General features: G+C 70.3%; 27 protein-coding genes, 1 tRNA gene and 1 pseudogene. 14 read left to right on the top strand and 15 right to left on the bottom strand.

The window, feature by feature from the left end:
• Positions 1 to 52: 52 nt before the first annotated feature.
• Entirely contained in the window at positions 53 to 628 is a 576-nt protein-coding gene (locus ACWCSU_RS19395) for a hypothetical protein (protein ID WP_449936405.1), read from the bottom strand.
• A 201-nt stretch (positions 629 to 829) separates the two neighbouring features.
• Positions 830 to 1,225, bottom strand: coding sequence for an OsmC family protein (locus ACWCSU_RS19390; protein ID WP_449936404.1), 396 nt, complete (start codon positions 1,223 to 1,225; stop codon positions 830 to 832).
• Between the two features lie 187 nt (positions 1,226 to 1,412).
• On the opposite strand from ACWCSU_RS19390, the gene ACWCSU_RS19385 reads away from it, so the two are divergent.
• Complete coding sequence (locus ACWCSU_RS19385) at positions 1,413 to 1,781, top strand: DUF427 domain-containing protein (protein ID WP_449936402.1); 369 nt, start codon at positions 1,413 to 1,415, stop codon at positions 1,779 to 1,781.
• A 48-nt stretch (positions 1,782 to 1,829) separates the two neighbouring features.
• On the opposite strand, the gene ACWCSU_RS19380 is transcribed toward ACWCSU_RS19385, so the two are convergent.
• Entirely contained in the window at positions 1,830 to 2,591 is a 762-nt protein-coding gene (locus ACWCSU_RS19380; RefSeq protein WP_449936401.1) for an HAD family hydrolase, read from the bottom strand.
• A 77-nt stretch (positions 2,592 to 2,668) separates the two neighbouring features.
• Here ACWCSU_RS19380 and ACWCSU_RS19375 point away from each other — a divergent pair, with 77 nt between their 5' ends.
• Both ACWCSU_RS19375 and ACWCSU_RS19370 read left to right on the top strand, forming a co-directional pair.
• Positions 2,669 to 3,478: a nuclear transport factor 2 family protein gene (locus tag ACWCSU_RS19375; protein WP_449936399.1), complete on the top strand. Its 810-nt coding sequence runs from the start codon at positions 2,669 to 2,671 to the stop codon at positions 3,476 to 3,478.
• A gap of 25 nt (positions 3,479 to 3,503) precedes the next feature.
• The gene (locus tag ACWCSU_RS19370) at positions 3,504 to 4,358 is read left to right on the top strand and encodes a DedA family protein (protein ID WP_449936398.1); all 855 of its coding nucleotides are present in this window, start codon (positions 3,504 to 3,506) and stop codon (positions 4,356 to 4,358) included.
• A gap of 72 nt (positions 4,359 to 4,430) precedes the next feature.
• Here the strand turns inward: ACWCSU_RS19370 and ACWCSU_RS19365 are convergent, their stop codons facing one another.
• The 4 genes from ACWCSU_RS19365 to ACWCSU_RS19350 form a co-directional block, all read right to left on the bottom strand.
• Positions 4,431 to 4,757, bottom strand: a complete 327-nt coding sequence (locus ACWCSU_RS19365) for a hypothetical protein (protein WP_449936396.1) — start codon at positions 4,755 to 4,757, stop codon at positions 4,431 to 4,433.
• Positions 4,758 to 5,045: 288 nt separating this feature from the next.
• Positions 5,046 to 5,411 carry a hypothetical protein gene (locus ACWCSU_RS19360; RefSeq protein WP_449936395.1) on the bottom strand — a complete coding sequence of 122 codons (366 nt, stop codon included), beginning with the start codon at positions 5,409 to 5,411 and terminating at the stop codon, positions 5,046 to 5,048.
• 25 nt (positions 5,412 to 5,436) lie between these two features.
• Positions 5,437 to 6,342 carry an RDD family protein gene (locus ACWCSU_RS19355; RefSeq protein ID WP_449936393.1) on the bottom strand — a complete coding sequence of 302 codons (906 nt, stop codon included), beginning with the start codon at positions 6,340 to 6,342 and terminating at the stop codon, positions 5,437 to 5,439.
• Between the two features lie 86 nt (positions 6,343 to 6,428).
• On the bottom strand, positions 6,429 to 8,132 hold the full coding sequence (locus tag ACWCSU_RS19350) for an FAD-dependent monooxygenase (RefSeq protein ID WP_449936392.1): 1,704 nt from the start codon (positions 8,130 to 8,132) through the stop codon (positions 6,429 to 6,431).
• Between the two features lie 167 nt (positions 8,133 to 8,299).
• Between ACWCSU_RS19350 and ACWCSU_RS19345 the strand changes: the two are divergent.
• A pseudogene (locus ACWCSU_RS19345) lies at positions 8,300 to 9,763 on the top strand (ATP-binding protein); the annotation flags it as partial.
• Between the two features lie 1,680 nt (positions 9,764 to 11,443).
• Here ACWCSU_RS19345 and ACWCSU_RS19340 read toward each other — a convergent pair.
• Positions 11,444 to 12,280, bottom strand: coding sequence for an ABC transporter permease (locus ACWCSU_RS19340; RefSeq protein WP_357693043.1), 837 nt, complete (start codon positions 12,278 to 12,280; stop codon positions 11,444 to 11,446).
• Positions 12,277 to 13,302 (bottom strand): ATP-binding cassette domain-containing protein, encoded by a 1,026-nt coding sequence (locus ACWCSU_RS19335; protein ID WP_449936391.1) that lies wholly within the window; start codon positions 13,300 to 13,302, stop codon positions 12,277 to 12,279. Before ACWCSU_RS19335 ends, ACWCSU_RS19340 begins: the two co-directional genes overlap by 4 nt.
• A gap of 78 nt (positions 13,303 to 13,380) precedes the next feature.
• Here ACWCSU_RS19335 and ACWCSU_RS19330 point away from each other — a divergent pair, with 78 nt between their 5' ends.
• Positions 13,381 to 13,551: a hypothetical protein gene (locus tag ACWCSU_RS19330; protein ID WP_449936390.1), complete on the top strand. Its 171-nt coding sequence runs from the start codon at positions 13,381 to 13,383 to the stop codon at positions 13,549 to 13,551.
• Here ACWCSU_RS19330 and ACWCSU_RS19325 read toward each other — a convergent pair.
• Together ACWCSU_RS19325 and ACWCSU_RS19320 are read right to left on the bottom strand one after the other, a co-directional pair.
• Positions 13,533 to 13,970 carry a GNAT family N-acetyltransferase gene (locus ACWCSU_RS19325; RefSeq protein ID WP_357693049.1) on the bottom strand — a complete coding sequence of 146 codons (438 nt, stop codon included), beginning with the start codon at positions 13,968 to 13,970 and terminating at the stop codon, positions 13,533 to 13,535. The two genes, ACWCSU_RS19330 and ACWCSU_RS19325, sit on opposite strands and share 19 nt — an antisense overlap.
• 23 nt (positions 13,971 to 13,993) lie before the next feature.
• Positions 13,994 to 15,184 (bottom strand): serine hydrolase domain-containing protein, encoded by a 1,191-nt coding sequence (locus tag ACWCSU_RS19320; RefSeq protein WP_449936389.1) that lies wholly within the window; start codon positions 15,182 to 15,184, stop codon positions 13,994 to 13,996.
• Positions 15,185 to 15,390: 206 nt separating this feature from the next.
• Here ACWCSU_RS19320 and ACWCSU_RS19315 point away from each other — a divergent pair, with 206 nt between their 5' ends.
• Together ACWCSU_RS19315 and ACWCSU_RS19310 are read left to right on the top strand one after the other, a co-directional pair.
• The gene (locus tag ACWCSU_RS19315) at positions 15,391 to 16,107 is read left to right on the top strand and encodes a PAS domain S-box protein (protein ID WP_449936387.1); all 717 of its coding nucleotides are present in this window, start codon (positions 15,391 to 15,393) and stop codon (positions 16,105 to 16,107) included.
• Complete coding sequence (locus tag ACWCSU_RS19310; RefSeq protein ID WP_357693055.1) at positions 16,091 to 16,549, top strand: hypothetical protein; 459 nt, start codon at positions 16,091 to 16,093, stop codon at positions 16,547 to 16,549. Before ACWCSU_RS19315 ends, ACWCSU_RS19310 begins: the two co-directional genes overlap by 17 nt.
• Here ACWCSU_RS19310 and ACWCSU_RS19305 read toward each other — a convergent pair.
• The 3 genes from ACWCSU_RS19305 to ACWCSU_RS19295 form a co-directional block, all read right to left on the bottom strand.
• Positions 16,546 to 17,541 carry an LLM class flavin-dependent oxidoreductase gene (locus tag ACWCSU_RS19305; RefSeq protein ID WP_357693057.1) on the bottom strand — a complete coding sequence of 332 codons (996 nt, stop codon included), beginning with the start codon at positions 17,539 to 17,541 and terminating at the stop codon, positions 16,546 to 16,548. The two genes, ACWCSU_RS19310 and ACWCSU_RS19305, sit on opposite strands and share 4 nt — an antisense overlap.
• Positions 17,542 to 17,665: 124 nt before the next feature.
• Positions 17,666 to 18,988, bottom strand: coding sequence for a glycoside hydrolase family 6 protein (locus ACWCSU_RS19300; RefSeq protein WP_449936385.1), 1,323 nt, complete (start codon positions 18,986 to 18,988; stop codon positions 17,666 to 17,668).
• Between the two features lie 142 nt (positions 18,989 to 19,130).
• Positions 19,131 to 19,691, bottom strand: a complete 561-nt coding sequence (locus ACWCSU_RS19295) for a TetR/AcrR family transcriptional regulator (RefSeq protein WP_357693060.1) — start codon at positions 19,689 to 19,691, stop codon at positions 19,131 to 19,133.
• Between the two features lie 99 nt (positions 19,692 to 19,790).
• Here ACWCSU_RS19295 and ACWCSU_RS19290 point away from each other — a divergent pair, with 99 nt between their 5' ends.
• From ACWCSU_RS19290 to ACWCSU_RS19260, 7 genes are all read left to right on the top strand, one after another.
• Entirely contained in the window at positions 19,791 to 21,590 is a 1,800-nt protein-coding gene (locus tag ACWCSU_RS19290; RefSeq protein ID WP_449936384.1) for an MDR family MFS transporter, read from the top strand.
• Positions 21,587 to 22,012 (top strand): hypothetical protein, encoded by a 426-nt coding sequence (locus tag ACWCSU_RS19285; protein WP_449936382.1) that lies wholly within the window; start codon positions 21,587 to 21,589, stop codon positions 22,010 to 22,012. Before ACWCSU_RS19290 ends, ACWCSU_RS19285 begins: the two co-directional genes overlap by 4 nt.
• Positions 22,009 to 22,245, top strand: coding sequence for a hypothetical protein (locus tag ACWCSU_RS19280; RefSeq protein ID WP_357693066.1), 237 nt, complete (start codon positions 22,009 to 22,011; stop codon positions 22,243 to 22,245). The genes ACWCSU_RS19285 and ACWCSU_RS19280 overlap by 4 nt, the downstream gene beginning before the upstream one ends.
• A gap of 13 nt (positions 22,246 to 22,258) precedes the next feature.
• Positions 22,259 to 22,744 (top strand): universal stress protein, encoded by a 486-nt coding sequence (locus ACWCSU_RS19275; RefSeq protein WP_357693068.1) that lies wholly within the window; start codon positions 22,259 to 22,261, stop codon positions 22,742 to 22,744.
• Positions 22,745 to 22,773: 29 nt separating this feature from the next.
• Positions 22,774 to 23,505 (top strand): M15 family metallopeptidase, encoded by a 732-nt coding sequence (locus ACWCSU_RS19270; protein WP_449936380.1) that lies wholly within the window; start codon positions 22,774 to 22,776, stop codon positions 23,503 to 23,505.
• A gap of 11 nt (positions 23,506 to 23,516) precedes the next feature.
• Positions 23,517 to 24,365: an NUDIX hydrolase gene (locus ACWCSU_RS19265; RefSeq protein ID WP_364083288.1), complete on the top strand. Its 849-nt coding sequence runs from the start codon at positions 23,517 to 23,519 to the stop codon at positions 24,363 to 24,365.
• A gap of 131 nt (positions 24,366 to 24,496) precedes the next feature.
• Positions 24,497 to 24,583 (top strand) — tRNA-Ser (locus tag ACWCSU_RS19260).
• A gap of 1 nt (position 24,584) precedes the next feature.
• Here the strand turns inward: ACWCSU_RS19260 and ACWCSU_RS19255 are convergent.
• Positions 24,585 to 26,543 carry a nucleotide-binding protein gene (locus tag ACWCSU_RS19255; protein ID WP_449936378.1) on the bottom strand — a complete coding sequence of 653 codons (1,959 nt, stop codon included), beginning with the start codon at positions 26,541 to 26,543 and terminating at the stop codon, positions 24,585 to 24,587.
• Between the last annotated feature and the right edge of the window lie 32 nt (positions 26,544 to 26,575).

Here is a 26,575-nt window from a genome sequence, read left to right as displayed (position 1 = left end):
GCGAGAACTGCCTACGACGCCTCGTCACGTACCTACCTCTTCCAGACTTCTGTCAGCTTATGTAGCCGACTGTCCGGAATCTGCTGGGCACCTCAACCTCACTCAGCTGCATCTGAAGGGCGACCATGGCCAGCGCCGGCCCGACTGCGGCCGCGGTCTGCGCCGCGCTCACCGCAGTCACGGGGATGAAGCGGGCCTGAGCGAGGCCACTGGAGGAGATCACTGTTCCGAGTTTCGCGCCATCCTTGACGGCGAGCATTCCGCCGGCCTTCAGCAGGGCCTGTGTCGCGTCGCTGATCCTGTAGAGCCCCTGCGCGCCGGCTAATGCGTTTCCGAGGTTGCCGGCCACGGTCGCCGTGTCTCCGATCGAGGCGAGGACTGTGGAGATCTGCTTGCGGTCGGCGGCCGACACGAGCCCGAAGTCGATCAGATCGGGCTTGAGTTCCGCCGGGAACTCACCGAAGACGACAGCAACCCCTGGGAGCACCTCCGCCAGCACCGTTGATGCCGTCGTTGAGCCGAGGTCCGAGTTGGGTGTCGGATCGTCCACAATAGGTGAGTCGGTGGTGTTGCTCCGGCCGTTCTCCTCAGGCTCGACGATCTCCATCGGGTCCGAAGGGTCCTGCATGCGATCTCCTCCCCCGGAGGGCGGGCAACCGCCGGACATCGTCGGCGTTCACTGCCGAAGTCTAGGGCTCGACGCCCTGCGGTTCAGTGGCGATCCACGTCCCGTCGCCCCCAAACGTCAGGATTCACCCTGCGGCCGGGCCGTTTCGAGTCCCATGCACGTGGTGCGGAAGTTCTGCTGGTTGTGTTCCTGGATGGTCGGTCAGCTGATCCTCTGCACGGTCGCACCCTGTCGGATGGCGCGGGGGATCTCGGCGACGGAGTCCACGATGTCGATCAGGTGGGTGATGCTCTCGGCTGGAGCAGTGGAGCTGACATCGACGGTGTAGGTGATCCCGGTTGACCGCCAGCTCTCGGTGTCGAAGCCGCCGGCTGCGGAGACGCGCACTCCCAGGAGTTCGATTCCCAGTGCGGCGGCCTCCCGGTAGAGGTCGTTGAGGACGCATCCCGCCGCTGCGAGGTGAAGGAGATGTCCTCCGGTGAAGTCCGCTCTGACGCTCACGCCCTCGGGCGTCCATCGATGAGGGAAACGCACCGCGTGCTCGTCCGTCACCTTCAGCGATCCTGCGCTCACGATCACGTTGAAGCGATCATCCATGATTCGGCTCCCGGCACCTCGGGCGTACGGACATGATGACAAGAGCCGTCCTACACGTCGCAGCCGCCAACCGGCAACACCGCACTCGCTCGCATGGGGACAGCCGCTCATGCCGATGGGCCCTCTGAACGGACGCGCGTGTCCGGTGACATTGGCCGTCACCGGAGATGTCTGATGGGATTGACACATGAAGACACGAGGACATGACATCGAGGTCACGCCTGCGTCGGACCATGTCGTGGTACGGGTCAAGGGCTCGGTCGTCGCGACCTCCTCCCGGTCGCTCGTACTCACCGAGACAGGCTGCCCACCGCGGTACTACCTGCCGCCGGACGATGTGAACATGGATCTGCTCCGGTCGTCGACGACGACGTCGCACTGCCCGTTCAAGGGTGATGCCGTCTATTGGTCGGTGGACACCGCTGACGGTCTGGCCGAAGACGTGGTCTGGTCCTACCCGGAGCCGTTTGCGGGAGTCGAACAGATCGCGGGACGGCTCGCCTTCTGGGCGGAGAAGTCAGGCGTCACCCTTGAGGTGAACGGGCAGAGTGCGTAAGCGTCGCCCGGTCTGGGAGTCGAGACAGGGGCTCGGCTCGGCCGTCGGCTACGCCTCCCGAACCATGGCTACGACCGCGTCCGTGGCCTCAAGACTCGGCAGGATGTGGACAGCGCCGGCGTCGCGCAGGTCATCGGCGGAGCTTCGCCCTGATGCCACCGCGATCACCGGTACGCCGTTTTCCAAACCGGCCTCGACGTCGGCCGGAGTGTCTCCGATGAGCACCGCCTCGCCAGGCGCGACCGGCGCCCCGAACAGCGCGGCTGCCCGGCCCAACGCTATGCGCACCAGCTCGGCCCGCACGTCGTCGTCCTCTCCGAACGCGCCGATGTCCCAGCGGATACGCCCGTCCAGGCCGAAGACCTGGAGCTTGATCTCCGCCACGCTGCGGACGTTCCCGGTCAGGACGGTCTGCAGCACTCCGGGGGTGGCGCCCAAGGCGTCCAGAGCCGCGGCGGCGCCAGGGAGGGCGTGACCGCGCTTCCTCAGGTCGGCAGCTCGCGCCAGGTGGGCCTTGGCGAGGGCCGCGGCGAAGCGCTCGAAATCGTACCGGTCGGTCCTCAGGCCATGGAGCTTCGCAGTCTCTCGGAAGATCACCGATTCGGTGAGGCCGTCGATCTTCGCCTGCTTGACCATGGGGACGTCCGTCACTTGCTCGAACGCCTGCGCCGAGAGCTCACGGCCGACACCTCCGGTGTCGATGAGGGTGTGGTCGATGTCCCACAACACGATTCGGCGACCCGCCATCGAATCCCTCCGCCCGTCGCCGCCCTCGCGGGAGGCCATGAGTTCGAGCTGCACGGTGGTCACGGCTCGCACGCATGCGGTGAAGTCTGCCTCTGTCCACTGACATGGGATGTCAGTGGAGCCGAAATAACGTCCCACACGTGGACATCGACATTGATATCGACCAGTTTGTCAACCGCTACGTCGCTGTATGGAACGAGACCGACCCGGTTGCGCGCCGAAATGCCATCGCTGAACTGTGGGACGCGGACGGCACACAGGTCACCGAATCCGCCCGATACCACGGTCACGACGCCCTTGAGGCCCGGATCACCCAGGCACACAACGATCTGGTGCGGGACGCAGGATTCGTCTTCCGGCCCGCGGGCGACGCGACCGGCCACCACGACACGGTCACCTTCACCACCCACATGGTCCCCGCAGCAGGAGGGAACATCGTCTGGGCCGGCCGGATCTTTCTCACCCTCGGCGGAAAGGGGCTGATCCGGCACGAGTACCAGTTCACTGTGAGCACGCCGAACCAGGCGAGCACTCGTGCCACGACGGAGGAGTTCCTTCGCCGGCTGGGCGAAGGCGATCCGGACCGGATAGCCGAGTTGTTCGCCGAGCACGTCGAGTGGCAACTGGACTGGCCGGAGGACGGCCATCCGGCGGTGCCGTGGATCCGTCCCCGGTACACCCGCGCCGACGTCGCCGACCACTTCCGGGACATAGCCGCCTTCCACGTCCCCGAAGAGTCGGCCGGAGAGGTGTCCCGCGTCCTCATCGACGGAACGGAAGCGGCGGTGCTCGGCGACATCAAGCAGATGGTGAAGGCCACTGGGAGGCGATACGTGGCCCTGTGCGCGCTTCACCTCACCGTCAAGGACGGGCTGATCACCCGATATGCCGTCTACGAAGACAGCCTCACCGTCGCCGAAGCCCTCGCCGACCAGTCGGTCCACCCCTGAAGACACTGGCCGATCGAGCAGGGCGGTGGACTACTTCCGCTGCAACGAGACGGTCGGCCGCGTCGTCAGCGACCTGCGGCCCGTCTCGGCCGCAGATCTCCTGTCCGAGGAGCTACGAGACCGTCGCGGCTGCGCGGATCGGTCGTTTGTGAAGGTGTTCAGGGGTGTGGTTTCCCGCACCCCTGAACGGCCACACACCTCATGGTGGCCTCACCTGATCATTCCTAGTCTCATGTGCATGACGGAATGGCTGATCGACCTGATGGAAATGCTCGGCGCGCCGGGAGCCGGGATCGCGATCGCGCTGGAGAATCTCTTCCCGCCGCTGCCCAGCGAGGTGATCCTGCCGCTGGCCGGTTTCACCGCCTCCCAGGGCGAGATGAACCTGGCCTCCGCGCTGTTGTGGACCACCGCCGGCTCGGTGATCGGTGCGCTGGCGCTGTACTGGGTGGGCGCACTGCTCGGGCGCGAGCGCACGCTGGCCCTGGCCGCCCGGATCCCGCTGCTGAAGGTCTCCGACATCGCCAGGACCGAGGCGTGGTTTCTCAAGCACGGGCGCAAGACGGTGTTCTTCGGCCGGATGATTCCGATCTTTCGCAGCCTGATCTCCGTTCCCGCCGGAGTGGAACGCATGCCGCTGGGCGTCTTCACCCTCCTGACCACCGCCGGGAGCCTGATCTGGAACACGATCTTCGTCATGGCCGGTTGGATCCTGGGCGAGAACTGGTCGCTGGTGGAGGCCTACGTCGGCGTCGGCACCAACGCCGTCATCGCCGCGGTGCTGCTGGCCGTGCTGGTCTTCGTGGGCATGCGGCTGGCCGAGCGACGCAAGGGGCGGCATGCGGTGGAGGCCAGACAGCTTCGGCCCCTGGGTGAATGAGCCGGCGTTCCCCGCTTCACCAGGGGCGCCGGTGACTGACGAGGCGTCCGCCCTTCCCTGCCGATCAGAGGGTCAGGTGTCGTACAGGCCGTCCCACGGTTCGTAGAAGCCGATGTTGTCCGGGTGGAACTCGGCGTGTTCTTCGCCTTCGAAGGTCTCGATGACGAGGCCGAACAGTACTCCGTCGAACGTGTGCCGGAAGGGCCGGATGGCGATGTCGTCGAAGGTGTGCAGGACGGCGTACCAGCGTTTGTGCCTCGGCCAGTCGTCGGTGTGGGTGTAGCCCTCGCGGAAGGCGGCGACGACGGAGCCGAAGAACTGACCGCCTTCCCAATGGCCGATCGTGCCGGTGTGATCGTCGGGTTCGTGAACGATGGGGATGATGTCGGGGACCGCCATGCGCTGGAGAGTAGTCGTTGGGGCCGACAACACCTTGGACTGTCCTGATCTGGCTGACGTCGGCGCCGGGTCGTGGTGGACGTCTCCGACCTTGCTACGGATCAGAAGCTCTTCAGCCGGTCGAGCACCTTGCGGGTCTCGGGATCTGCGGGTGCCGCAGAATGCGCATCGCCGCACGCGGGTGAACGTCGAGGGCGGCCAGAGCGAAGAGCACGTGTGCCGGGTCTCGTGCACACGGATGGGCGGCGGTCGGCAGGCAATGGATGCCCCGTCTCCGATCGTGGCGTATCAGGGATGCCGTAGCTCGTACTCAATGCGACGTCCCACCTTGTGGAGCACTTCCATACGTTCGTGCTCGACCGGGGGCAGCCGCAGATATGCGCCTTGAGAGGCAGCCGTGAGGGCAGCCTCGATCGGGTCCGGGAGCAGGGCGGCCATGAGGACACGGGTGGCGCTGCTGGCCACTTCGAGTTCCAGCGCCGCGTCAGCACGACCTGGAGCAGCGTCGGCACGTAACCGTCTGGCCTGTTGCCAGGTTGTGTCTCTGTGCTCAGCCAGTCGCGCCTGAAGGGCTTGGCGTTGGCGCGGGTAACGTTCTCCGCAGTCGAGTAGCGACGTGATCTCCTCCGCCAAATCGTCCTGCAGTGCGGCCACGCCGGCGGCGACGACGTCTTCGCGGTCACAGCAGGTCGCGTACGACGCGAGTGCCGGCGAGGCGGTCGTGCAGGGTGCGGGCGGCCGGGTCGGCCAACGACCACAGACCGTCCAGCAAGAGCATGACCAGCCCGCCCTGCGGCACGCAGACGAGGACGGGGAAGACCAGCCCGCGGACCGCGGCCCTGCGCCAGCCCGGCCAGTGTCCGGTTTTGGTGGAGACGACTCGGATGCGCATGAGCCGCTTGCCGAACGTCCGTCCTGACAGGACGTAGAGGAACGCGGGTACGGCGACCAGCGACGATGTGGGTTCGTTGATCCTGAACCAGTTCAGCAGGCCGTAGTCCAAGCTGCCCGGCCAGCCCTCGAAGAGGCTCAGGAGGCTGACGAAAACCAGGTAGTCGAAGGTGAGCGCCACCGCCCGGCGCCCGGTGGATCCACTCGGCCAGGTCTCCCCCGCTGTCCGGGTGGCCAGCAGCACCAGCAACGCGGACAGCAGGAGGGCCGACTCCTCATATCCGTAGGCGGTCGCCACGGTCGCGAACCACTCGCCGCTGAGTACGGGGATCTCCGAGCAGCCGTCCGAAGCCACGTACGCAGGAGCGGCCGGCCCGACGACCGCGAGAAGAACGAGCAGGCCGGCCACCCGGCGTCCGATGATCGCCCTGTTCCCGGTGGCCACCGACATGCAGAGCCCCGCAAGGACGAGGACGGCGGGTACACCCCATTGGACGGCCAGGCCCGCGATGTCGTAGGCGTCTCCCAGGAAGGCCGCTCCCAGCCTGGTGGGGCCGTAGCCGTTGGTGTCGAAGGGGGCCACGCAGCCGAGTGGCGTGTAGGAGGACCCGTACTCGACCTGCCAGGCGCTCCAGGTCGAGAACGTTGCGGCGGCCAGGGCGGCCACCCAGGCGAGGGGGGCTGATCGCGACAAGCTGATCTCCGTTTTCGCGACACCCTAGCGGTGTGGGCGACCCTCCATGTTCGGACGCGGCTTCCAAGGCTCGGTGCGGCTGAGCGTCACGCGGACCAGGTGCGACGGACGGCCTCGGTGCCTCCGCCGGTCAGTGCGGTGAGAGTGTTCAGGAGGGTGGCGCCGGTCGGGGGGAGGTCGGGCCAGCGGGCGGCTATGTGGCCGTCGGGGCGGACGAGCAGTGCTCCGCGGGACGTGAGGCCGCAGAAGGCGGCGTGTTCGTCGGGAAGGGGTTCGATGTGCAGCGGCCATGGCGTCCGGGGTGACCAGGCGGCGGGGTCCGGGGTGAGTACGGTGAACCACTCGCCGAACGTGTCCAGCGTCGAGCGGCCGGGGCCGAGCCAGAGGTGTGACATGCGACGGCCCGGTTCCGCGCCGGGGACGTAGTCCGCGCCCGGCGGCTCCGGCGGAGGGCCTTCACCCGCCAGGACGGCGGCCGAGCGGTACGTGACGCCGAGCACCAGGCCGAGCTGCGCGAAGTACCGCTCCGACCACGGCAGCTCGACATGACCTGACGCCTCCGCCCCTGAAAACTCGACGTCACCCGACACCGCAGACCACGGGCGTTCTACGGAGGTCTGCGGTGGTTGGTCAGGGTGGAGTTGTTGGTGGCGGCGGTTCTGGGCGTCGAGCATGAGGGCGGTGTTGGTCACGGCCTGACGTAGCGTCCGGAAGGCGACGGGCCGCCGTTCCGCCTCGTACGTCTCCAGCAGGCTCGGAGAGGCCCATCCCCGCAGCACGCCCGCCAGTTTCCAGCACACGTTGTGCACGTCCGCGATGCCGGTGTTCAGGCCCAGGCCGCCGACGATGGGCATCGCGTGCGCGGCGTCGCCGGTCAGCAGGATTCGGCCGTGACGAAAACGATCGGCGACGAACGCGTTCATCTCCCAGTGCTGGATCCGTACGACGTCGGCCCGTACGCCGCCGCCGAGGGCGCGCGAGAGGAGGCCGGGCCAGTCGGCGTGCGGGCCGTCGTCCGGCGTGGGGACGATCCAGGCCCAACCACCTTCGGGATACAGCGGCACGAACAGGCCATGCGCGGTGAAGTAGACGCCGGCGGGCCGGTGGGCGCACCAGCGGCGCAGGTCGGCGTCGAACACGACGGTGGTGAAGCCGCCCATCCGCCCGGGGCCGGAGACGCCGATGCCCAGCAGGCTCCGGACGGTGGAGTTCGCACCGTCGGCGGCAAGGACGTACCGGGCGCGCAGGCGGGTCCGGTCTCCGGGTCGAGAGCCACGAGAGGCGCCGTGAGAGCCACCGAGAGAACCACCGTGAGAGCCGCCGATCAGGGCCGCGACGCCGTCGGCCTCTTCGGTCAGGTCGACGAGCCCGGCGCCGAAGCGGACCGGCGACGACGCCCCGGCGAGCAGGATCGGTTCCAGACGGTCCTGGGAGGTGACCACGCCGGTCACAGGGCTCTCGGGCACCGGCGCGTTGATCCCGATCATCGCCGCCGTGGCGAAGTCGCGGTCCCGCATGGTGTCGCGGAAGCGGATGCGGCCGTACTCGGGGGTGAAGGCTGTGGCGGTGATCTCGGGAGCGAGGCCGAGCAGGCGGTAGATCTCCATCGAGCGCACATTGAGCAGCCGGGCCCTGGGAAAGGGTGACGGCTCGCGGTGTCGCTCGACCAGCAGGGTCCGCACGCCCCAGCGTTCGAGCAGCGCCCGTGCGGTGAGCCCGACCGCGCCGCCACCGACGATCAGCACCTCCACCTCGTCGTCCGCCACGGGCACGCTGCGAAGCCGTTCCACACCTCATCGTAATCACACCGGTCAGAGCGGGCGGGCGCACCTCCGACGCGCCCGAATCAGTCGGCGAGGTCGGGCGAAGGCGGCCTGAGTGTCAAGCGGGCAAGGCGTTCCGGTGGGCCGCGTGCCGGAGGCGGCACGGGCCGGTGAATCGTCCGTAAGCTGAGGATGTGTCTCCCTCACTGGTCCTCCTCGACGGCGTCCGGTGGCGCGGCGCGCACGTCGTGAGCGACCGCGCGCACACCCTGCTGGCCGTGCTGGCCCTCCAGGGACGCGCGGGGGTCGGCGACGACCGGCTGGTCGAGAAGCTGTGGCCCGACGGGCCGCCGGCCAACCCGACCAAGGCGTTGCAGGTGGTCGTCTCCCGTACCAGGGCGGCGACCTGCCCCGACGCCGTCGTGCGCGTCCCGCGCGGCTACCGGCTCGGGCTCCCCGCCGCACAGGTCGACGTGCTGCTGCTCGGGACGCTGGTGGAGCAGGCGCGGGCGGCGCTGGGCGAGGACGACACGGCGCTGGCGCGCCGCCGCGCCGAGGAGGCCATGGACCTCGTCGTGGCCGGCCCCGACGGCGCCACGGGCCCGCTCGCCGACCTGCGCGCCGTCGCGGCGAGACAGGTGGTCGAGGCCAGGCGCGTGGCGGCGATCGCGGGCAGCCGCAGCGGCGCGCACGAGAGCGCGCTGCCGCTGCTGGAGGAGGTCGCGGCCGAACGGCCGCAGGACGAGGAGCTGCTGACCTGCCTGCTGCGCAGCGAGGCCGCCGTACGCGGGGCCGCCGCCGCGCTGGAGCGCTACGAACGTCACCGTTCGGGGCTGATCGACCGGCTCGGCACCGAACCGGGCCCCGGCCTGGCCCGCGTGCACGCCGAACTCCTCCACGCGGACCGGCCGGTACGCGTGGGCATCCAGTTCGACGGTTCGTCCCTGCTCGGCCGCGAGGACGACATCCGTGCGATCCACTCGCTGCTGCCGACCAACCGGGTGGTCTCCGTCATCGGCCCTGGCGGCCTGGGCAAGACGAGGCTGGCTCATGTCGTCGGCCGGAACGCCGCGCAGTCCGTCGTCCACTTCATCGAGCTCGTCGGCGTCTCCTCGCCGGAGGGCGTGGTGGGCGAGGTGGGGTCGGCGCTCGGGGTCCGCGACTCGGTCGGCGGCCGTCGTACCCTGACGGCCGAGCAGCGCGCCGACGTACGGGCCCGGATCGCCCAGCATCTCGACCAGGCTCCGGCGCTGCTGATCCTGGACAACTGCGAGCACGTGATCGAGGCCGTCGCCGACCTGGTGGCCTTCCTCACCGTGACGGCCCGCGACCTGCGGGTGCTCACCACCTCGCGGGCTCCCCTGTCGATCCCCGCCGAACGCGTCTACCTGCTCGGCGAGCTGCGCGCGGACGACGCCGCGGAGCTGTTCCGCCAGCGTGCCACGGCCGCCCGTCCGGGGGTGCGGCTGGACGGGCAGGCGGTCGGGGAGGTCGTCGCCCGCCTCGACGGGCTGCCGCTCGCGATCGAGCTGGCCGCGGCCAAGGTGCGGGTGATGTCGGTCGAGGAGATCGCGCGGCGGCTGGCCGACCGGTTCGTCCTGCTGCGCGGCGGCAACCGTACGGCCCCCGACCGCCACCAGACGCTGCTCGCGGTGATCGACTGGTCGTGGAACCTGCTGGACGAGCCCCAACGGCAGGCGTGGCGCTGGCTGGCGCTGTTCGGCGACGGGTTCACGCTGGCCGCGGCCGAGCACGTACTCGGCCCGGACGCCCTGCACGTCGTGGACGCGCTCACCGAGCAGTCCATCCTCAGCGTCCGCGAGACGGCGTACGGCCTGCGCTACCGCATGCTGGAGACGGTCAGGGAGTTCGGCCGGATGCGCCTGAAGGAGGCCGGCGAGGAGGCCGCGGCCCGGACGGCGCAACGGGAGTGGGCGACGGCGTACGCCCACGCGTACGCCTACAAACTGTTCGGCCCCGAGCAGTACACGGCGGTCGACGCGCTGTGCGCGGAGGAGGGCAACCTCGCCGACCTGCTCCGGCAGGCGCTCGCCGAGTCCGATCCGGTCACGACGGTCCAGTTGCTGGCCGGTGTGGGCGCCCTGTGGTCGATCCGCGGCGACCACTCCCGGATCTTCGTCCACCGGGAGGCGATCGGGCAGGTGATCAAGGGTTGGGCGCCGCCGCCGCACCTCGTCGAGGTGACCCGGGCCGCCCTGCTGATCTCGCTGATGAACACCATCGCCGTGAGCGACCGCGCCCACGACCCTCTTCGCCTGCTCCTGTGCGAGCTGCCGGAGACCGGCGAGACCGATCCCCGCCTGGGGGCGATGAGCACGGTGGTGCTCTCGTGGGACCGGGACGACGCCTTCCGCAAGCTGATGGTGCTGCGCCGGAGCCCCGACCGCGACGTGGCGCTGGCGGCGGCGCAGGCGAGCATCCACGTCCTGGAGAACGTGGGAGCCGTGGACGAGGCGATCGAGGCCGCCGAGCAGACGCTGTCGTTGCTCCGCGGCGACGAGGGGCCGTGGATCTCCGCCATCACGCACACCGTGCTGGCCCATCTGGTCATGCAGCTCGGCGACCGCGGACGCGCGGTCGGCCACGCGCGGACCGCCATCCCGGTGCTGCGCCGGCTCGGCGCCGCCGACGACGAGGCCCAGCTCCGCTCGGTCCTGCTGGTCTCGGCGCTGGCCGACGGCGATCTCGACGCCGCCGAGGCCGAGCTCGCCGGCATCACCGGGATCAACGACGGTGACGCGATACTCGGCGGGGCGGCGATCGACCTGCTGTGCGCGGCCGAGATCGCGCTCGCCCGCGGGCAGACGGCCGCGGCGCTGGCGGAGTACCGCAGGGCGGTCGAGCGGGCGGGCGACCTGCGTCCGCCGGGGGTGCCGCCCGAGGAGACCACGCCCTGGTCGATCGTCACGGAGGCGATCACGCTGACGGCGTACGCGCATCATGCCGGGCCGCGGGACGTCCGGTTCGGCGAGGAGCTGTTCGCGCGGGCGCGGCGCTACGACCTGCTGGTCGTGGAGAACCCCGTCCTCGACTTCCCGGTGTGCGGCACGATGTTGTTCGCGTTCGGGACCTGGGGGCTGCTGCGGGAGGCCATGGCGGCGCGCGACGCGATCAGGCTGCTGGTGCTGGCCGAACGGTTCACGTACAACAGCACGATGCCGAGCATGAGCTTCGAGCGGATCGTGCCGTACGCGGAACGGGCCGCGCCCGGCATGCTCGCCACCATCCGCTCCGAGTACGGCGACCGGCGCGGACCGGACCTGCTCGACGAGGCGCGGCGGCACGTCGAGCAGGTCTTCGGCCCTGACCGGCGGCGCTCACATGTGCCGCTTGTAGCTGCGTACCGACAGGGGAGCGAAGATCGCCATGACGGCCGCGCAGGCCAGGAGCGTCCAGGCCACCTCGCCGCTGAGGGAGGCGCTGTTGGCGAGGTCCCGGGCGGCGGTGACCAGATGTGAGACCGGGTTGACCCGGACGAACGCGGCCAGCCAGTCGGGCAGCGTCTCCACGGGGACGAACGCGTTCGACAGGAACGTCAGCGGGAACAGGATCATCATCGAGATGCCCTGGACGGCCTGGGCGCTCCGGGCGATCGTGCCGACCCAGGTGAAGATCCATGCCAGCGACCAGCCCGTGAAGATGGCCAGCAGGATCGCGGCCAGCACGCCGACCGCGCCGCCGCCCGGCCGGTAGCCCATCACCAGGCCCATGCCGAAGGTCAGCGTGGCCGCGATCGTGTAACGCAGCAGGTCGGCCACCATCGGGCCGGCCAGCGGCGCGATCCGGGCGATCGGCAACGACTTGAACCGGTCGAAGACGCCCTTCTCCATGTCCTCGCGGAGCTGCGTGCCGGTGGCCATGCAGGTCGTCAGCACCGTCTGGGCGAGGATGCCGGGGATCATCAGCGGGAGGTAGTTCTGCACGTCGCCGGCGATGGCGCCGCCGAAGATGAAGGCGAACATCGCGGTGAACAGGATGGGCTGCAGCGCCACGTCGAAGAACTGCTCCGGGTTGCGGCGCATCTTCTTCAGCGCCCGCCAGGCCATCGACAACGTCTGGGCGACGGTCTCCCCCATGGTCACGCGCCGCCGGGCGGCCTCCACGCGGTCGGCGGCCCGTACCCGCTCGCGGGTGGGGGCGATCATGGTGCTCATCGGTTCTCCTCCGTGCCTGTCGCGGCGTCGCCGTCCGTCTCGTGGCCGGTCAGTACGAGGAACACCTCGTCCAGGCTGGGCTTGGCCACGCTCACCGAGGAGATCGACACCCCGGCGGTACGCAGCGCGATCAGCACCTCGGCGGCCAGGTCCGCCTGGTCGAGCGCGACGTTGAGGCGGCCCTGCTCCGGGCTGAGCACCGGGTCGGAGCCGAGCACGCGCCGCACGACCTCGACGGCGGCGGGCACCTCGTCCGGGTCGGCGAGCAGCAGTTGGAGGGTCGAGTTGCCGACCGCGCTCTTCAGCTCGTCGGGGGTGCCCTCGGCGACCTTGCGGCCGTGGTCGATGACGGCGATGCGGTCGGCGAGCTGGTCGGCCTCGTCCAGGTACTGGGTGGTCAGCAGCACCGTGCAGCCGTCGGCGACCAGGTCGCGGATGGCGTCCCACATCTGGCCCCGGGTGCGCGGGTCGAGGCCGGTGGTGGGCTCGTCCAGGAAGATCAACGGCGGCCTGGTGATCAGGCTGACCGCCAGGTCCAGGCGCCTGCGCATGCCGCCGGAGAACTGCGAGATCGGCTTGTCGGCGGCGTCCTCCAGGCCGAACTGGCCCAGCAGCTCGGCGGCGATGCTCCGGGCGCGCGGCTTGGCGATGCCCTGGAGGCGGCTGAACAGCCAGAGGTTCTCGCGGGCGGTCAGGTTCTCGTCGACCGAGGCGTACTGCCCGGTGACGCCGACGAGCTGGCGGATCACGTGCGGGTTGGCGGCCACGTCCACGCCGAAGATCTCGGCGCGGCCGGCGTCGATCTTCAGGAGGGTGGCCAGCATGCGCAGGGTGGTGGTCTTGCCGGCGCCGTTGGGGCCGAGGACGCCGAAGATCTCGCCGGTGCGTACGTCCAGGTCGATGCCGTCCACGGCCCGGTGCGCGCCGAACGCCTTCACCAGCCCTTCGGCGCGTACGGCGAGTTCGGTGGCCCCGCTGAGGGGTGGGCCGACCCCGGTGTGCCCGAGTTCTGTGATGCTCATGGCTCCACTGTCGGGGACGCCGGTTTCACGGTGCCCTCGACAAGGTTTCACCGGTTGCCGGGAGAACCAGCGCCGTGGATGATCCTCATCGGTCCCGCCGCGACAGGCAAGAGCACCCTCGGCAAGGGCATGGCCTCGCCGACCGGCACCTTGGCCACGACCGTCCTCCACACCGACGGCGAACCCCCTGCCCGGACCCTCGCCCGCCTCCTGACCAGCTGCCGTACGGGCTACCGCTCGGAGCCGTAGCGGTAGACCGTCGAGCTTCTGGCCCGGAAGCCGAGGCGCTCGTACAGGCGGTTGGCGGCCTCGCGGTCGGGGCGGGAGGTGAGGTCGACCGTACGGGCCCGCGCCTGCCCGGCCAGGTGCAGGGCGTGCCGGGTCAGCTCGGCGGCGACCCCGCGCCCTCTCGCCGAGGCGTCGACCACCACGTCCTCGATGCGGGCGCGCATGCCGGTCGCCACCGGGAACAGGACCAACGTCAACGTCCCGACGATCCGCCCGTCCAGGCGGGCGGTCAGCACGGTGATCGCCTCGCTGCGCACGACGCGTTCGAGCGCCGCCCGGTCCAGCGGCTCGGCGGACGCGGAGAGCTGCGGCAGCAGCACCCCGAAGGCGTCCACGAGCTCCTGGTCCACCTCACGCACCACACCCACCTCGACACCCATGCGCCCGACCCTATCGACGGCGTTCAGGCACCCAGGACGGCCTGCCGTTCCTGGCGGATGACGGACTGGATGTCGAGGTCGTAGTTGCACAGGATGATCCCCACCCAGTCGCTGTCGAGGTAGATCGACCAGTTCGTGTTGCCGCCGGCGATCCCGCCGCCATGGCCGATGTGCCGCTGGTCGCCGGTGATCACGGCGATGGGCCCGTACGCCTGGAACCCCTCGGCCGCGGGCGCCGGGCCGGGGCCGGCGAGGGGTGGGCCGGACATCTTGGGGCTCAGGTAGAGCTGGGTGTAGGCGCGGTTCAGCAGCTTGTCGCGTTGCAGCGCGAGCGCGAACCGCACCAGGTCGGGGGCCGAGGAGAAGCCGCTGCCGCCGCCTGAGCCGATGAAGGCGCGGGCGGCGTTGGTGCCAGGCCCGCCGTTCAGCACGGCCCCCGCCTCCAGATGGCGGACGCCGTCCACCCGCGAGCCGTCCGACTGGTAGATGTACGGATGGGCGATGCGTGCGTCGTTGAGCCAGTCCGTCCGGGTGTAGTAGGCGGAGCGGGTCATCCCGGCGGGGACGAAGATGTTGCGCCGCACGTACTCGTGGAAGGGCAGCCCGGACAGGGTGGCGACGAGCTCGCCGAGGATCTCGTAGCCGGAGCTGCTGTAGGTCTTGTGGGTCCCGGGGGTGTAGGCGGGCTTGAGCAGGCGGGTGCGCGTACTGATGAACCGGGTCTGCTCCTCGACGCTGTGGGTGACCCGCTTGACGTCGTCGGGGTCCTGGACGGTGAAGTCCGGCAGGCCGGAGCTGTGGGTGAGGAGCTGGTGCACGGTGACGTGCCTGGCGACCTCGTCGGGGAACCCGTCCAGGTACGTGCCCAGCTTCTCGTAGAACTTCAGCCTGCCCTGCTGGGCGAGCTGCACGACCGCCAGCCCGGTGAACGGCTTGGACGCCGAGGCCAGACAGTAGACGGTGTCGGTGCGGTTGCGGATCGACCGTTCCTTGTCGGCCATCCCGTACGAACGGGCCAGCACCGGACGCCCACGGCGAGCCAGCAGCGCGGTCCCGGAGAACTCGTCCCGCTCGGCCAGCGAGCGAAGATACCGGTCATAGGCCGCCACCCCACCCTCGGCAGGCGCAGCCCCGCCGCCGACTGCCAGGGGCACGGCCCCCAGCAGGCCCAACGTCGTCCGCCGTGACGGCCGCGCGAATCCGGCTCCACTCATTTGCACACCTCTCCTCGGGCGGTTCCAGGAGAGGAATGCAAGCGCCGGCGCCGTTTCCCCGGCGTTTCCAGGCGCGATAGTCTCATCGGAAAATAACCGTCTGCATTAATCTGGCAACTGTGAGTCATGGGTCCGTTGTCGGTACGCCCCCGCGTCGCCGTACCCTCACCCGAGTCCTCCGCCGCATCGGGAGGCGGGGCGCCTCCTTGACGTTCGTCGGCCTGCTGAGCCTGGCCATCGCGGCCTCGCTGGCGTTCGTGCCGGGCAGCCAGCGCGGCACCCCCGGCTACGCCACGCTGGCCGTCATCGCCCCGCTGCCCGCCTGGGCGGCGGTCTGGTGCGCGCTCGGCCTGCTCTGCCTGACGCAGGCGTTCATGCGGTCCGACCGGGTGGCCTTCGCCGCCGCGACCGCGGTGCTCCTCACGTACGGGCTGATCTATCTGCTCTCGACCTTCACCGGCGACAACCCGCGCGGCTGGGTCGGCGGGGCGGTGTGGCTGGCCTTCGGCGGCTGGATCGCGCTGATCGCCACCTGGCCCGAGGCCGTCGTGATCAACCGCCTGCCGGGCCGCCGCGCCGCGTCGTCGACGGCCGTCATCGTGGCCGACTCCTCGGGGACGATCCAGTCGTGGAACCCGCAGGCCGAGGCCCTGTTCGGCTGGGACACCGACGAGGCGGTCGGCAGGTCGCTGACGATCCTGATGCCGCCACGCTTCCGCGACCCGCACATCGACGGCCTGGCCCGGGTGCTCTCCGACGGCCACTCCGAGCTGGCCGGCCGGATCATCCCGCTGGTCGGCCTCCATCGCGACGGCAGCGAGTTCGCGATCGGGCTGACGGTCAACGCCTGGTACAGCGACGACGGCGTCACCTACACAGGGGTGATCCGTCCCTTGGGGGGCCGCCATGTCCGGTCTGAGTGACATCCTGGTCCAGCTCGGCGTCGGCGTCGTGCCGCTCGGCGTGGCCTACCTCGCCTTCCGGTCCGCGACGGACGCCAGCAAGAAGTCCCAGCAGAGCGCGTTGCTCCAGGTCGAGCACCAGGCCGAGGTCGAGCGCTCGAAGGTCGACGCCGAGGCCTTCATCCGCGCCAAGACGATCTACGAGGACGCCCTGGCGCAGATGGAGAAGCAGATGACCAGGATGCAGGGCCAGGCGAGCCAGCTCGGCGCGGAGCTGGTCGACGAGCAGAGCAGCTCGGTCGCGATGCGCGACCAGATCCGCCGGTTGCAGGCCCAGATCCGGGCCCTCGAACGCACGGTGCTCGCGTTGCGCTCCCAGCTCGTCGACGCCGGCCTGTCGCCCGCGCCGCCGTCCGACCTGACCGGGCCTCACCTGCTGAGGCCGCAGCGCTCGGCCGACTAGGAGGCGGCGCCCGCGAGGCCGTGGGCGGCGGCCAGCAGCTCGATGGAACGCAGCCACGCCTTCCTGTCGGGCGCCGAGGAGACGACGATCAGCTCGTCGGCCTGGGCGTGCGCGGCGAAGCGGGTCAGATAGTCCTCCACCTCGGCGGGTGTGCCGACGGCGGAGTACTGCATCATCCGCAGGATCTGCTGCCCGGCCGCCGATTCGAGCACCATGTCGGCCTCCTCCGGCGTGAACGTGCGTCCGCGCCCGAGGAACCGGCTCACCCGGTACCGCTTGGCCGTCAGCAGCTGCTCCTGCGCCTCCTCGCCGGTGTCGGCGGCGATCACGTTCACCCCGGCGATCACGTAAGGCTCGGCCAGCTGCTCGGACGGCTTGAACTCGCGCCGGTAGAGCGCCACGGCCTCCTCCAGCGCGTCGGGCGCGAAGTGCGAGGCGAACGCGTACGGCAGCCCGAGCGCGGCGGCGAGCTGGGCGCCGAACAGCGACGAGCCGAGGATGTACAGCGGCACGTTCGTGCCCTTGCCCGGCGTGGCGTCCACACCGGGGATGCGCGACTCGCCGGTCAGGTATCCCTGTAGTTCGAGGACGTCCTGGGGGAAGGTGTCGGCGGCGCCGGGGGTGCGCCGCAGGGCGCGCATGGTCTGCTGGTCGCTGCCGGGGGCGCGGCCGAGGCCGAGGTCGATGCGTCCGGGGTGGAGGGTCTCCAGGGTGCCGAACTGCTCGGCGATGGTCAGCGGGGAGTGGTTGGGCAGCATGATGCCGCCCGCTCCGAGACGGATCGTTCTGGTGTGGGCGGCTACGTGGGCGATGAGCACGCTGGTGGCCGAGGAGGCGATGCTCGGCATGTTGTGGTGCTCGGCGTACCAGATGCGGTGGTATCCCAGTTCTTCGGCCCGCTGGGCCAGGCCCACGCTCGCGGCCAGGCTCTCGCTCGCCGTCTCTCCGTCGCCGATGTGCGCCAGATCAAGGATGGAGAGTGGAACAGTCATGGGGTACGAGCCCTTTCGCCTGGACGGTGGCCATCGGCGAGTGCAACCGTAACGGCTCTCCGCTTATTTCCCCGCCTGTTCCCCGGCGCCCCTCGCGACGGTGCGCGAGGGGCGTGGGCGGGCGTCAGGACGCGGTGCAGGTGAGCGCGGGTGGGGTGCTGGTGGCGGCGTTGCCGTTGGCGAGGAGGCCGAACGTGGTCGTCGCGCCGCCGGCCAGGGCGCCGTTCCAGCTCAGATTCGTCACGGTGGCGTTGCCGGACAGGGTGCCGTTCCAGAGCTGGCTGATCGTCTGGCCGCCGGGGAACGTCCACTGGACCTTCCAGCCCGCGGTCGGCGACGAGCCGGTGTTCTTGACGGTGACCTCGGCCTGGAAGCCGCCCTGCCACTGGCTGGTCACCTTGTAGGCGGCCGAGCAGCCGGCCGGGCCGGTGGTGGGCGTCACAGTGGGAGTGACCGTTGGCGTGACGGTCGGGGTGACGGTCGGTGAGGGCGCGGCCATGGCCAGGTCGTACGCCCGCTGCGGCACGAACTGCCCGGCCGCCGCGATGCACCCGTCGGCCTCGCCCGGCGGCTTGACCCACAGATAGGCGTCGATCGCCGCGTCACCGGTGTTCGTGGTGCTCCAGAGGCCGGTGGCCCGGCCGGCGGGGTCGCACCACTCGCTGCCCGCCGGGCCGTTGCCGTTGCGGCTGGTGTCGATGACCGCCTTCAGCCTGGAGACGCCGGTCGCCGCGATGACGCTCTTGGCGTACGACACCAGCCCCGGCGTCGAGCGGTAGTTGGACGTGTTGAGCGCGATGCCGTCCGCGCTGCCCCCGACGTCGGCGCCGTTGAGCCTGGACGCGGCCTCCGAGGCCGACAACCACGCGTCGTGACCGATGTCGAAGTACACCTTGACCTGCGACGACGTCGCCTTGAACTTCTTGCCCGCGTACGCCATGGACGCCTTCACCTCGGCCTGCTGCGAGGCGTTCATGCAGTTCGTCATGATGGCCAGCGCGTCGGGTTCGAGCACGACGGTCGCGGCCCGCCCGCCCAGACCGGCCGCGATCTGGTCGATCCACGCCCGGTAGGACGCGTGGTCGGGCGCGCCGCCCGCGCTCGCGCCGCCGCAGTCGCGGTTGGGCATGTCGTACACGACGACGATCGGGACCTTGCCCGCCGCCGCGGCGGCCCCGACGTAGGAGTCGACCTCGCTCCGGACCGTCGCGGGGTTGTACGTGGCGAACCACCGGCCCTGAGGCACGGCGGCGATCCGGTCCCTGATCACCGCCGTACGACTGTCGCCCGGGTTGGCGGCGACCCATTTGGCGGCGTTCGTCAGGGGATCCACGTAGAAAGCGGAGTCGGCGGCCTGGGCGGTGGACGAGGCGAGGACGACCGCTCCCGCCGCGGCCATGGCGGTGGCGGCGAGGAGCGCCGCGAGCGCGGGCTTTCTGCGAGACATGAGGTTACTCCGTCCGTCATGTGGGAGTGGGAGCGCTCCCACGATGTCTGGATCGTAGGTAGCCGGGCTGTCCCGCAGAAAGACATCGGACCGCTGCGAACCGGCTTCTCCCAGGCCACAGCCGGTCAGAGCGATGAAAGTTTCACTCCGCCAGACACGCCTCGAACACCGCGGTCAGCCGCTCGACGTCGGCCGCCGTGGGCTGCTCCGGGCCCAGGCGGCGGCGCATCGCGCCGATGCCCAGGAAGACGGCCGTCGCCATCCTGGCCCGCGCCTGGACGTCCGGGCCGTCGAGCTGCGCGGCCAGCGGATCGAGGATGGACGTGCGCAGGCGCTCGCGCACGACGTCCTGGATCTCCGGATGGGCGGCCGAGCGTTCGAGGGTGCGCAGGACCGGGCTCTCGGGGTCGTGGTGCATGCGCTCGGCCGCGTATTCGGCCAGGCGGCGCGGCAGGCTCCCGGGCTCGCCGGCCAGCAGGGCGACGAACGTGGGCTCGCCTTCGAGCACCGCGCCGAAGAGCCCGGCCTTGGAGCCGAAATAGCGGCCGACCAGCGCGATGTTGGCCTCCGCGGCCGCGGCGATCATGCGGACGGTGACCTGCTCGTACCCGTGCTCGCCGAACAGCACGCGTGCCGCGTCAAGGATGCGCTGCCGGGTGGCCTCGCGTCCGCGGGGCCGGGCGTCCGTCGTCTGGGCGTCCATGTTTCGAACTCTACTCAGGAATAAAGTCACTTGCCGCGCGGCTAGTAAACATGCGTATACTCAACCTTGGACAAGTGCGTATGAAGGGGATGTGGTGTCTTGGTAGCCCAGGCACAGGCCGCTCCCCCCGCCCGAAGGCAGTACACCCACCGCGAGATCCTCGAGGTCATGTCCGGGCTCATGCTCGCCATGCTGACGTCGATGATCTCCACTTCCGTGGTGGGCACCGCGTTGCCGACGATCGTGGGGGAACTCGGCGGTCAGGACCAGTACTCGTGGGTGGCCAGCGCCACCATGCTGACGATGACGGTCTCGACACCGTTGTGGGGCAAACTGTCCGACCTGTTCGGACGGAAACTGCTCTTCCAGACCGCTCTCGGTCTGTTCGTGGCGGCTTCACTGGTGGCCGGTCTGTCCCAGAACATGGGACAGCTCATCGCGGCACGTGCCGTACAGGGCCTGGGTGTGGGTGGTTTGTCGGCCCTTGCGCAGGTGATCCTGGGAGACATCGTCTCGCCGCGTGAACGCGGCCGGTACTCCGGTTACATGGGGGCCGTCTTCGGGATCTCCACCGTCGCGGGACCGCTGCTCGGCGGGTTCATCGTGGACACCGACTGGCTCGGCTGGCGCTGGTGCTTCTACGTCGTGGTGCCGTTCGCCATCGTCGCGTTCGCGGTGGTGCAGAAGGTGCTGCGGCTGCCCAAGGTCAAGCGGAACACCTCGATCGACATCTGGGGCGCCACGACCATCACGGCCAGCGCGGCCTCGCTGATGCTGCTGCTGACGCTGGGCGGCACCGAGTTCGAGTGGAACTCGTTCTGGACCTACTTCCTGGGCGCGTTCGCCGTGCTCATGCTGGCCCTGGCGGTGCTCGCCGAGCGTACGGCGCGCAACCCGATCCTGCCCCCGCGGCTGTTCAGGAACCGCACGTTCGTGCTCACCAGCGCGGCCTCGCTGTTCGTCGGCATGGCCATGTTCGGCGCGATGATCTACCTGCCGCAGTACCTGCAGATCGTCAAGGGCCTGAGTCCGACGAACTCGGGCCTGATGACGCTGCCCATGGTGGTGGCGCTGTTCCTGGCGGGCGTGATCTCCGGCAAGATCGTCACGAACACCGGCAAGTGGAAGATCTTCCCGGTGGCGGGCCTCGTGATCGTGGCCGTCGGCCTGTTCCTGCTCTCCCGGCTGCACGTCGACTCCAGCGAATGGCTCATCGGCCTCGACGTGGGCGTGCTGGGCATCGGCCTCGGCCTGTCCATGCAGATGCTCATCCTGGCCGCCCAGAACGGCTCCGAGCTGCGTGACATGGCCTCGACCACGGCCGGCGTCTCGTTCTTCCGCTCGCTCGGCGGCGCGATGGGCGTCGCGGGCTTCGGCGCGATCCTGACCAACCGGCAGGCGAGCGAGTTCGCCGACCTCGTGGCCAAGGCCCGCCTCCACCTGCCCGGCACCGGGCAGAAGCTGGGCAGCCCCGCCGCGATCCAGCACCTGCCCGAGCCGCTGAAGGGCATCATCCTGGAGTCCTTCACCCGGGCTTTGGAGACGGTGTTCCTGGTCGGCGTGCCGATCGCGCTGCTCGGGTTCGTCGCGGCGCTGTTCCTGAAGGAGCTGCCGCTGCGCGGCACGACGATGCCGGCCGGCCCCAAGCCCCTCGGCAAGGACGACCTGGTCCTGGCCGGGCTGCTCCTGGAGCTCATCGCCCAGCGTGTCGAGCGGTCGAACGGCCAGCCGTCCGCGCTGCTCTCCGCGGTCGCCAGGATGGCGCCGCCCGACGGCCGCCCCGAGCGCGAACGCGCCTGGACGGTCGCACAGAACGTGCTTCGGCCCACCTCGCGCGCCCTCATCGCGCAGGCCAGGCCGGCGCAGCAAGACCTCGTATCCGGAGGAGTCTCTCAATGATTCGCAAGTTCGTGGGCGCCGTAGCGGCGGCCCTGGCGGTCATGGCCGGCCTGTGGCTGATGATCGCCCCCTTCGCCCTCGGTACGCAGCCCGAGAACGCCGACTGGGCCGACCCCACCACGACCGAGTTCTTCTCGGGCCTCGGCGTGACCGTCTTCGGTCTCGTGGGCGTCGTCGGCTTCGTCCTGGCCATCCACGAAGAGCTCGTGGTGCGCGGCCTGGTGGCGGTCAAGGAGCGCGTGAAGCCGGAGCCCGAGCCCGAGCCCGTGCCCGTCGCGCCGCAGGCGTCCTCCGCCGAGCTGGCCAGCCTGCTCGCCCCGCTCGTGGAGGCGCTGCGCGAGGACATGCACAACCCGAGCCGCGGCGGTGAGCACCGTCAGAACGGCAAGACCACCCTGGTGGGTCTGGAGGAGTCCCGATGAAGACCAAACTGGGCATCGCCGCCCTCGTCCTGCTGTTCCTGACCGGGTTGTGGCTGGTCGCCGCGCCGTTCGCGGTCGGCTACCAGCCCCGGGGCGCCTCGTACGCGAACGCGACGGTCAACGACCTGTGGGTCGGTGGCGGGCTCGCCGCCGTGTCGTTCGTCGCCCTGGTGATCTACGCCGCCGACTCCCTGCGCGAGCTGGCCCGCCGCGGCAAGCACGCGGACGCCTGACGCGAGTCATGCCGTGTTCGGCGGTAGCACAGACTCCGGCTGGGAGCCACTGGAGGGCCGGCTCCCCGCGGGGCAGTTCGAGATCGGCAAGGACGGCGCCGGACTGCTCGTCGTCGGCTTCGACGGGTCGGACCCCAGCCGCAACGCGCTCGCGTACGCGGCCGGGCTGGCCCGTCGGGACGCCGCCGCGCTGCTCGTCGCCTTCGTGGAGCCGATCAACAGCACCACCATGTGGTTCTTCGCCGGCTCTCCGGTCATCCCCGACTCCGCGGCCGACCTCACCGACGACCTCCGGGACGAGCTGAGAGGCGCGGGCGTGCCCTGGCAGTTCGTCAGCGTCCGCGGGGACACCGCCCGGGAGCTGGAGGCACTGGCCAGCTCCTACCGGGCCGACGCCATCGTGGTCGGCAGGTCGCGCTCCTCCTGGCACGCCCTGGGCGGCTCGGTGGCCGTCGGCCTGGCGAAACGGGCTCGCCGTACCGTGCTGATAGTCCCCTGACCTGGCATGACGTCGCATATGGTGGCTAGATGAAACGTACAGCCGCCATGGCGTTCGTGGTGCTCGCGTCCGTTTCGTGCGCAGGGCAGGAGCCCGTCGCCTCGTCCGGCGCCACGCCCACGCCTTCCGCGCCGGCATCCGGGACGATCTCGCCCACGACCTCACCGACGAGCGAGCCGAGCCCGACGGCTCCGCCGCCGTTCACGTCGAAGGTCACGAAGGTGGCGCGCGAACGGCTGCCGTACTCGTGGCGGCCCGGGTGCCCGGTCTCCTACCAGGACCTCCGGCTCGTCACCATGTCGTTCTGGGGCTTCGACGACAAACCGCACACGGGCGAGCTGGTCGTCCGCAAAACGGTCACCGACGACATCGAGACCGTCTTCCGCAAGCTGTACGACTGGCGCTGGCCCATCAGGCAGATGAAGCTGGTCGACGTCTACAAAGGCGACGACTTCGCCTCCATCGAGGCGGACAACACCTCGGCATTCAACTGCCGTCGCGCGACCGGCTCCAGCAATTGGTCGAACCATGCGTACGGCCAAGCCATTGACATCAATCCCCGCGAGAACCCATATGTCACTGCAAGCGGTGGCACCGCACACCAAAATGCCAAGAGGTACACCGAGCGCCCACTGAAGGGTAAAGGTGTGGTAAACCCTGGAGACAAGGTCGTAAGGGCCTTCGCCGACGTCGGCTGGGAGTGGGGCGGCTACTGGGCGGGTGCCAAGGACCTGCAACATTTCAGTAAGGGCGGAGGCTGAGACAATCCCTCATGGCGGCTAAGGACGGCGACGGCTGGGCCGAATGCGGGCTCGGACACAGACATTGGGGCATCCACGGAGCATCGGGCCTGCTCCTCGTCCATCATGACCCGCTCGGCGTGCCCCACGTGCTCATGCAGGAACGCTCGCTGTGGAGCCACCACGGCGGCACCTGGGGCCTGCCCGGCGGCGCCCGCGACAGCCACGAGGACGCCGTCACCAGCGCGCTGCGCGAGGCCCACGAGGAGGCAGCCCTCGGCGGCGACGGGTTCCGCGTGCAGGGCGTCTACCTCGACGACCACGGAGGCTGGACCTTCGAGACGGTGATCGCCGAGTCCGCCGAGCTGGTCCCGGCCAGGCCCGCCAACAGCGAGAGCACCGACCTGCGCTGGCTGCCGCTGCCCGAACTGGCCGGCCGCAAGCTGCACCCCGGCTTCGCCGCCACGTGGGACCGCGTCCAGGCCGCAATCCGCCCCGAGACGATCGTGCTCGACGTCGCCAACATCATCGGCGCGCGCGCCGAGCACGGCTGGTGGAAGGACCGGCTGGGCGCCACCACGCGCCTGCTCACCGAGGTGGCCGAGCTCAGGCTCACCCATCCGGTGTTGTCGCAGTGGTTCCCGCGGGTGGTCGCGGTGGTGGAGGGCGCGGCCAGGAGCACCCCCGAGATCCCGGGGCTTCAGGTGGTCGCGGCCACGGGCAGCGGCGACGACGCGATCGTGGACATCGTGGGCCAGGTGAAGCCGTGGGAGCGGGTGCTCGTCGTCACGGCCGACCGCCGGCTCAAGGAGCGGGTGGCCGAGCTCGGAGCCGAGACCGAGGGCCCCCGCTGGCTGCTGTCACAGCTCGGCCGAGGCTAGACCGCGAGCACGCCGTCGGAGGCGGCCGCTCGCAGACCGGTCGGAGCGAGCGCCTCGACCTGGGCCTCCGGATCCGCCGCCTCCTGAACGTACTCCCCTGCCACCACAGCCGCTATCGTGGTGTGCGCACAGGAGGGTTCGCATAGTGGACGAGTGCAGCCGCCTTGAAAGCGGCCAGGTCAGCGATGGCCTCGTGGGTTCGAATCCCACACCCTCCGCTCACTCGCGCATCCCCGCGAACCCGTCGCCCACGCTGGCGGCGAGCTGCAGGTAGGCCTCCCTGGTCGCCTCCTGGAGCCGGTCGAGGTCGATCTCCGCGCCCTCCTCCAGGTGCGGGTCGTACGGCACCCTGATCACCGCGCGGCACCTGGCGGCGAAATGGGCCTCCAACTTTCTGATGTCCACCGCCGACTTCGACCGCGGCCGGACGCTGCACAGCACCACGGTCGCGTTCTTCACCAGGTCGGCGTAGTGGTGGGCCTCCAGCCAGTCGAGGGTGGCCGAGGCGGCCCTGGCGCCGTCCACGGAAGGGCTGCTGACCAGCACGATCTGGTCGGCGAGCCCGAGCACGCCGCCCATGGCGGAGTGGAGCAGGCCGGTGCCGCAGTCGGTGATGCAGATGGAGTAGAAGTTCTCCAGCACCTGGGAGACGGCCTGGTAGTCGGAGCCGCTGAACGCCTCCGACACCGACGGGTCGCGGTCGGAGGCCAGCACCTCCAGCCGTGAGGGCGCCTGCGAGGTGAACGCCCTGATGTCCACGTACCGCTTGACCTGGTCGCGCTCGTTGAGCAGGTCGCGGACGGTGGCGGAGGTCTCCAGCACCAGCTTGTCGGACAACGTGCCCCGGTCGGGGTTGGCGTCGACGGCGATCACGCGGTCGCCGCGCATCTGCGCGAGCGTCGCGCCGAGGCCGACCGTGGTCGTGGTCTTGCCCACGCCGCCCTTCAGGCTCAGCACGGCGACCCGGTGGTGGCCGGTGGTCACAGGGGTGCGTGCCCTGGTCACCAGCTCGCGGCGACGGCGCACCTCCGGCGCCTCGCCCGGCTTGATCCAGCCGCCGGACGCCTTGTAGACCAGCCGCCGCCAGCCCTTGGAGGGCGCGTTGCGCCTGCCGCGCAGCAGCGACTCGGGGTCGAGGCTGTCGGCGGTGGGCCTGCCGGTGAGCGGCGGCCGCTGTGGCGCGGTGAACACGGGGATGGGCGCCGGACGTCGCCGGCGTTCGTGCGGCGGCGGGATCTCCCGCTCGGCCGGCCGCCACTCCTGGCGGTCGCTCCACTGCGGGCGCTCGTCCCGCGGAGCCTCCTGAGGGGCCGGGGCGGGCTCGCCGTGCGTGATCTCGGGCGGCTGGGGGCGGCCCTCGCGGAAGGAGGTGTCGGACCACTGCGGCCGCTCGTCCCAGCGGGGCCGCTCGTCGGCCGGGGCCTCCTCGACCGGCTCTCTCTGTACGCGCTCCTCGACCGGTTCGGGTTCCTCGACGGGCTTGGGCTCCTCGAACCCCCTGGGCTGCTCGAACGTCTTCGGCTCCTCGAACCCCCTGGGCTGCTCGAACGTCTTCGGCTGCTCGTCGAAGGCCCTGGGCGGCTCGGTGCGGGCGGGCACGTCGAACACCTGGGGCAGCTCGGTGATCATCGGCTGCGTCTCGCTCGACTGCTCGGCGGGCCGCGACCAGTCGGCGGGGGACGGCCAGCCCGGCTCCTCGTCCTGCTCCTCGGCCTTCTCCCCGCTCTCCGCCTGCTCGGGGGACGTGAACGACAACGGGTAGCTGTCGGTGTCGTCAGGCCGCGGCAGCGGCTTGAGCGGCGCCAGGAAGGGGTCCTCGGACCGGCCCAGGCTCACCGGCGGCGCGGCGGGCTCGCCCGCGGCGCTCTCCTGCTCCGTGCCGCCCTCCTGCGTGCCGGCCCGGTCCAGCCACTCCCCGGCCTCGCTCTCCTCCTCGGGCAGCTCCTCGGCCGCCGCGTGGCCGTACACGGAGTCGACGGCGGCGCGGAACAGCGGCGGCGTCGGCGTGTCATGGGCCGGTACGAGCAGCCACGGGTCCTTGGGGTACGGCGAAGCGACCGGCTCGTCCACCGACGCGGACGAGGCTCCGACGGAGACCGGCGTCTCCTCCGTCTCCTTGATCGCGTCCAGCCAGGCCAGCTGTTCCTCGAGAGATTCTTCTCGATCGTGTCTTGCCACCGTGTTCCCCCTCGGGTGGGTCTAAAGGGGCA

This window comes from Nonomuraea sp. NPDC001699, from assembly GCF_053596455.1.
Note: the sequence above shows the minus strand (reverse complement) of the source record. Positions and strands in the feature narration are given on the sequence as shown.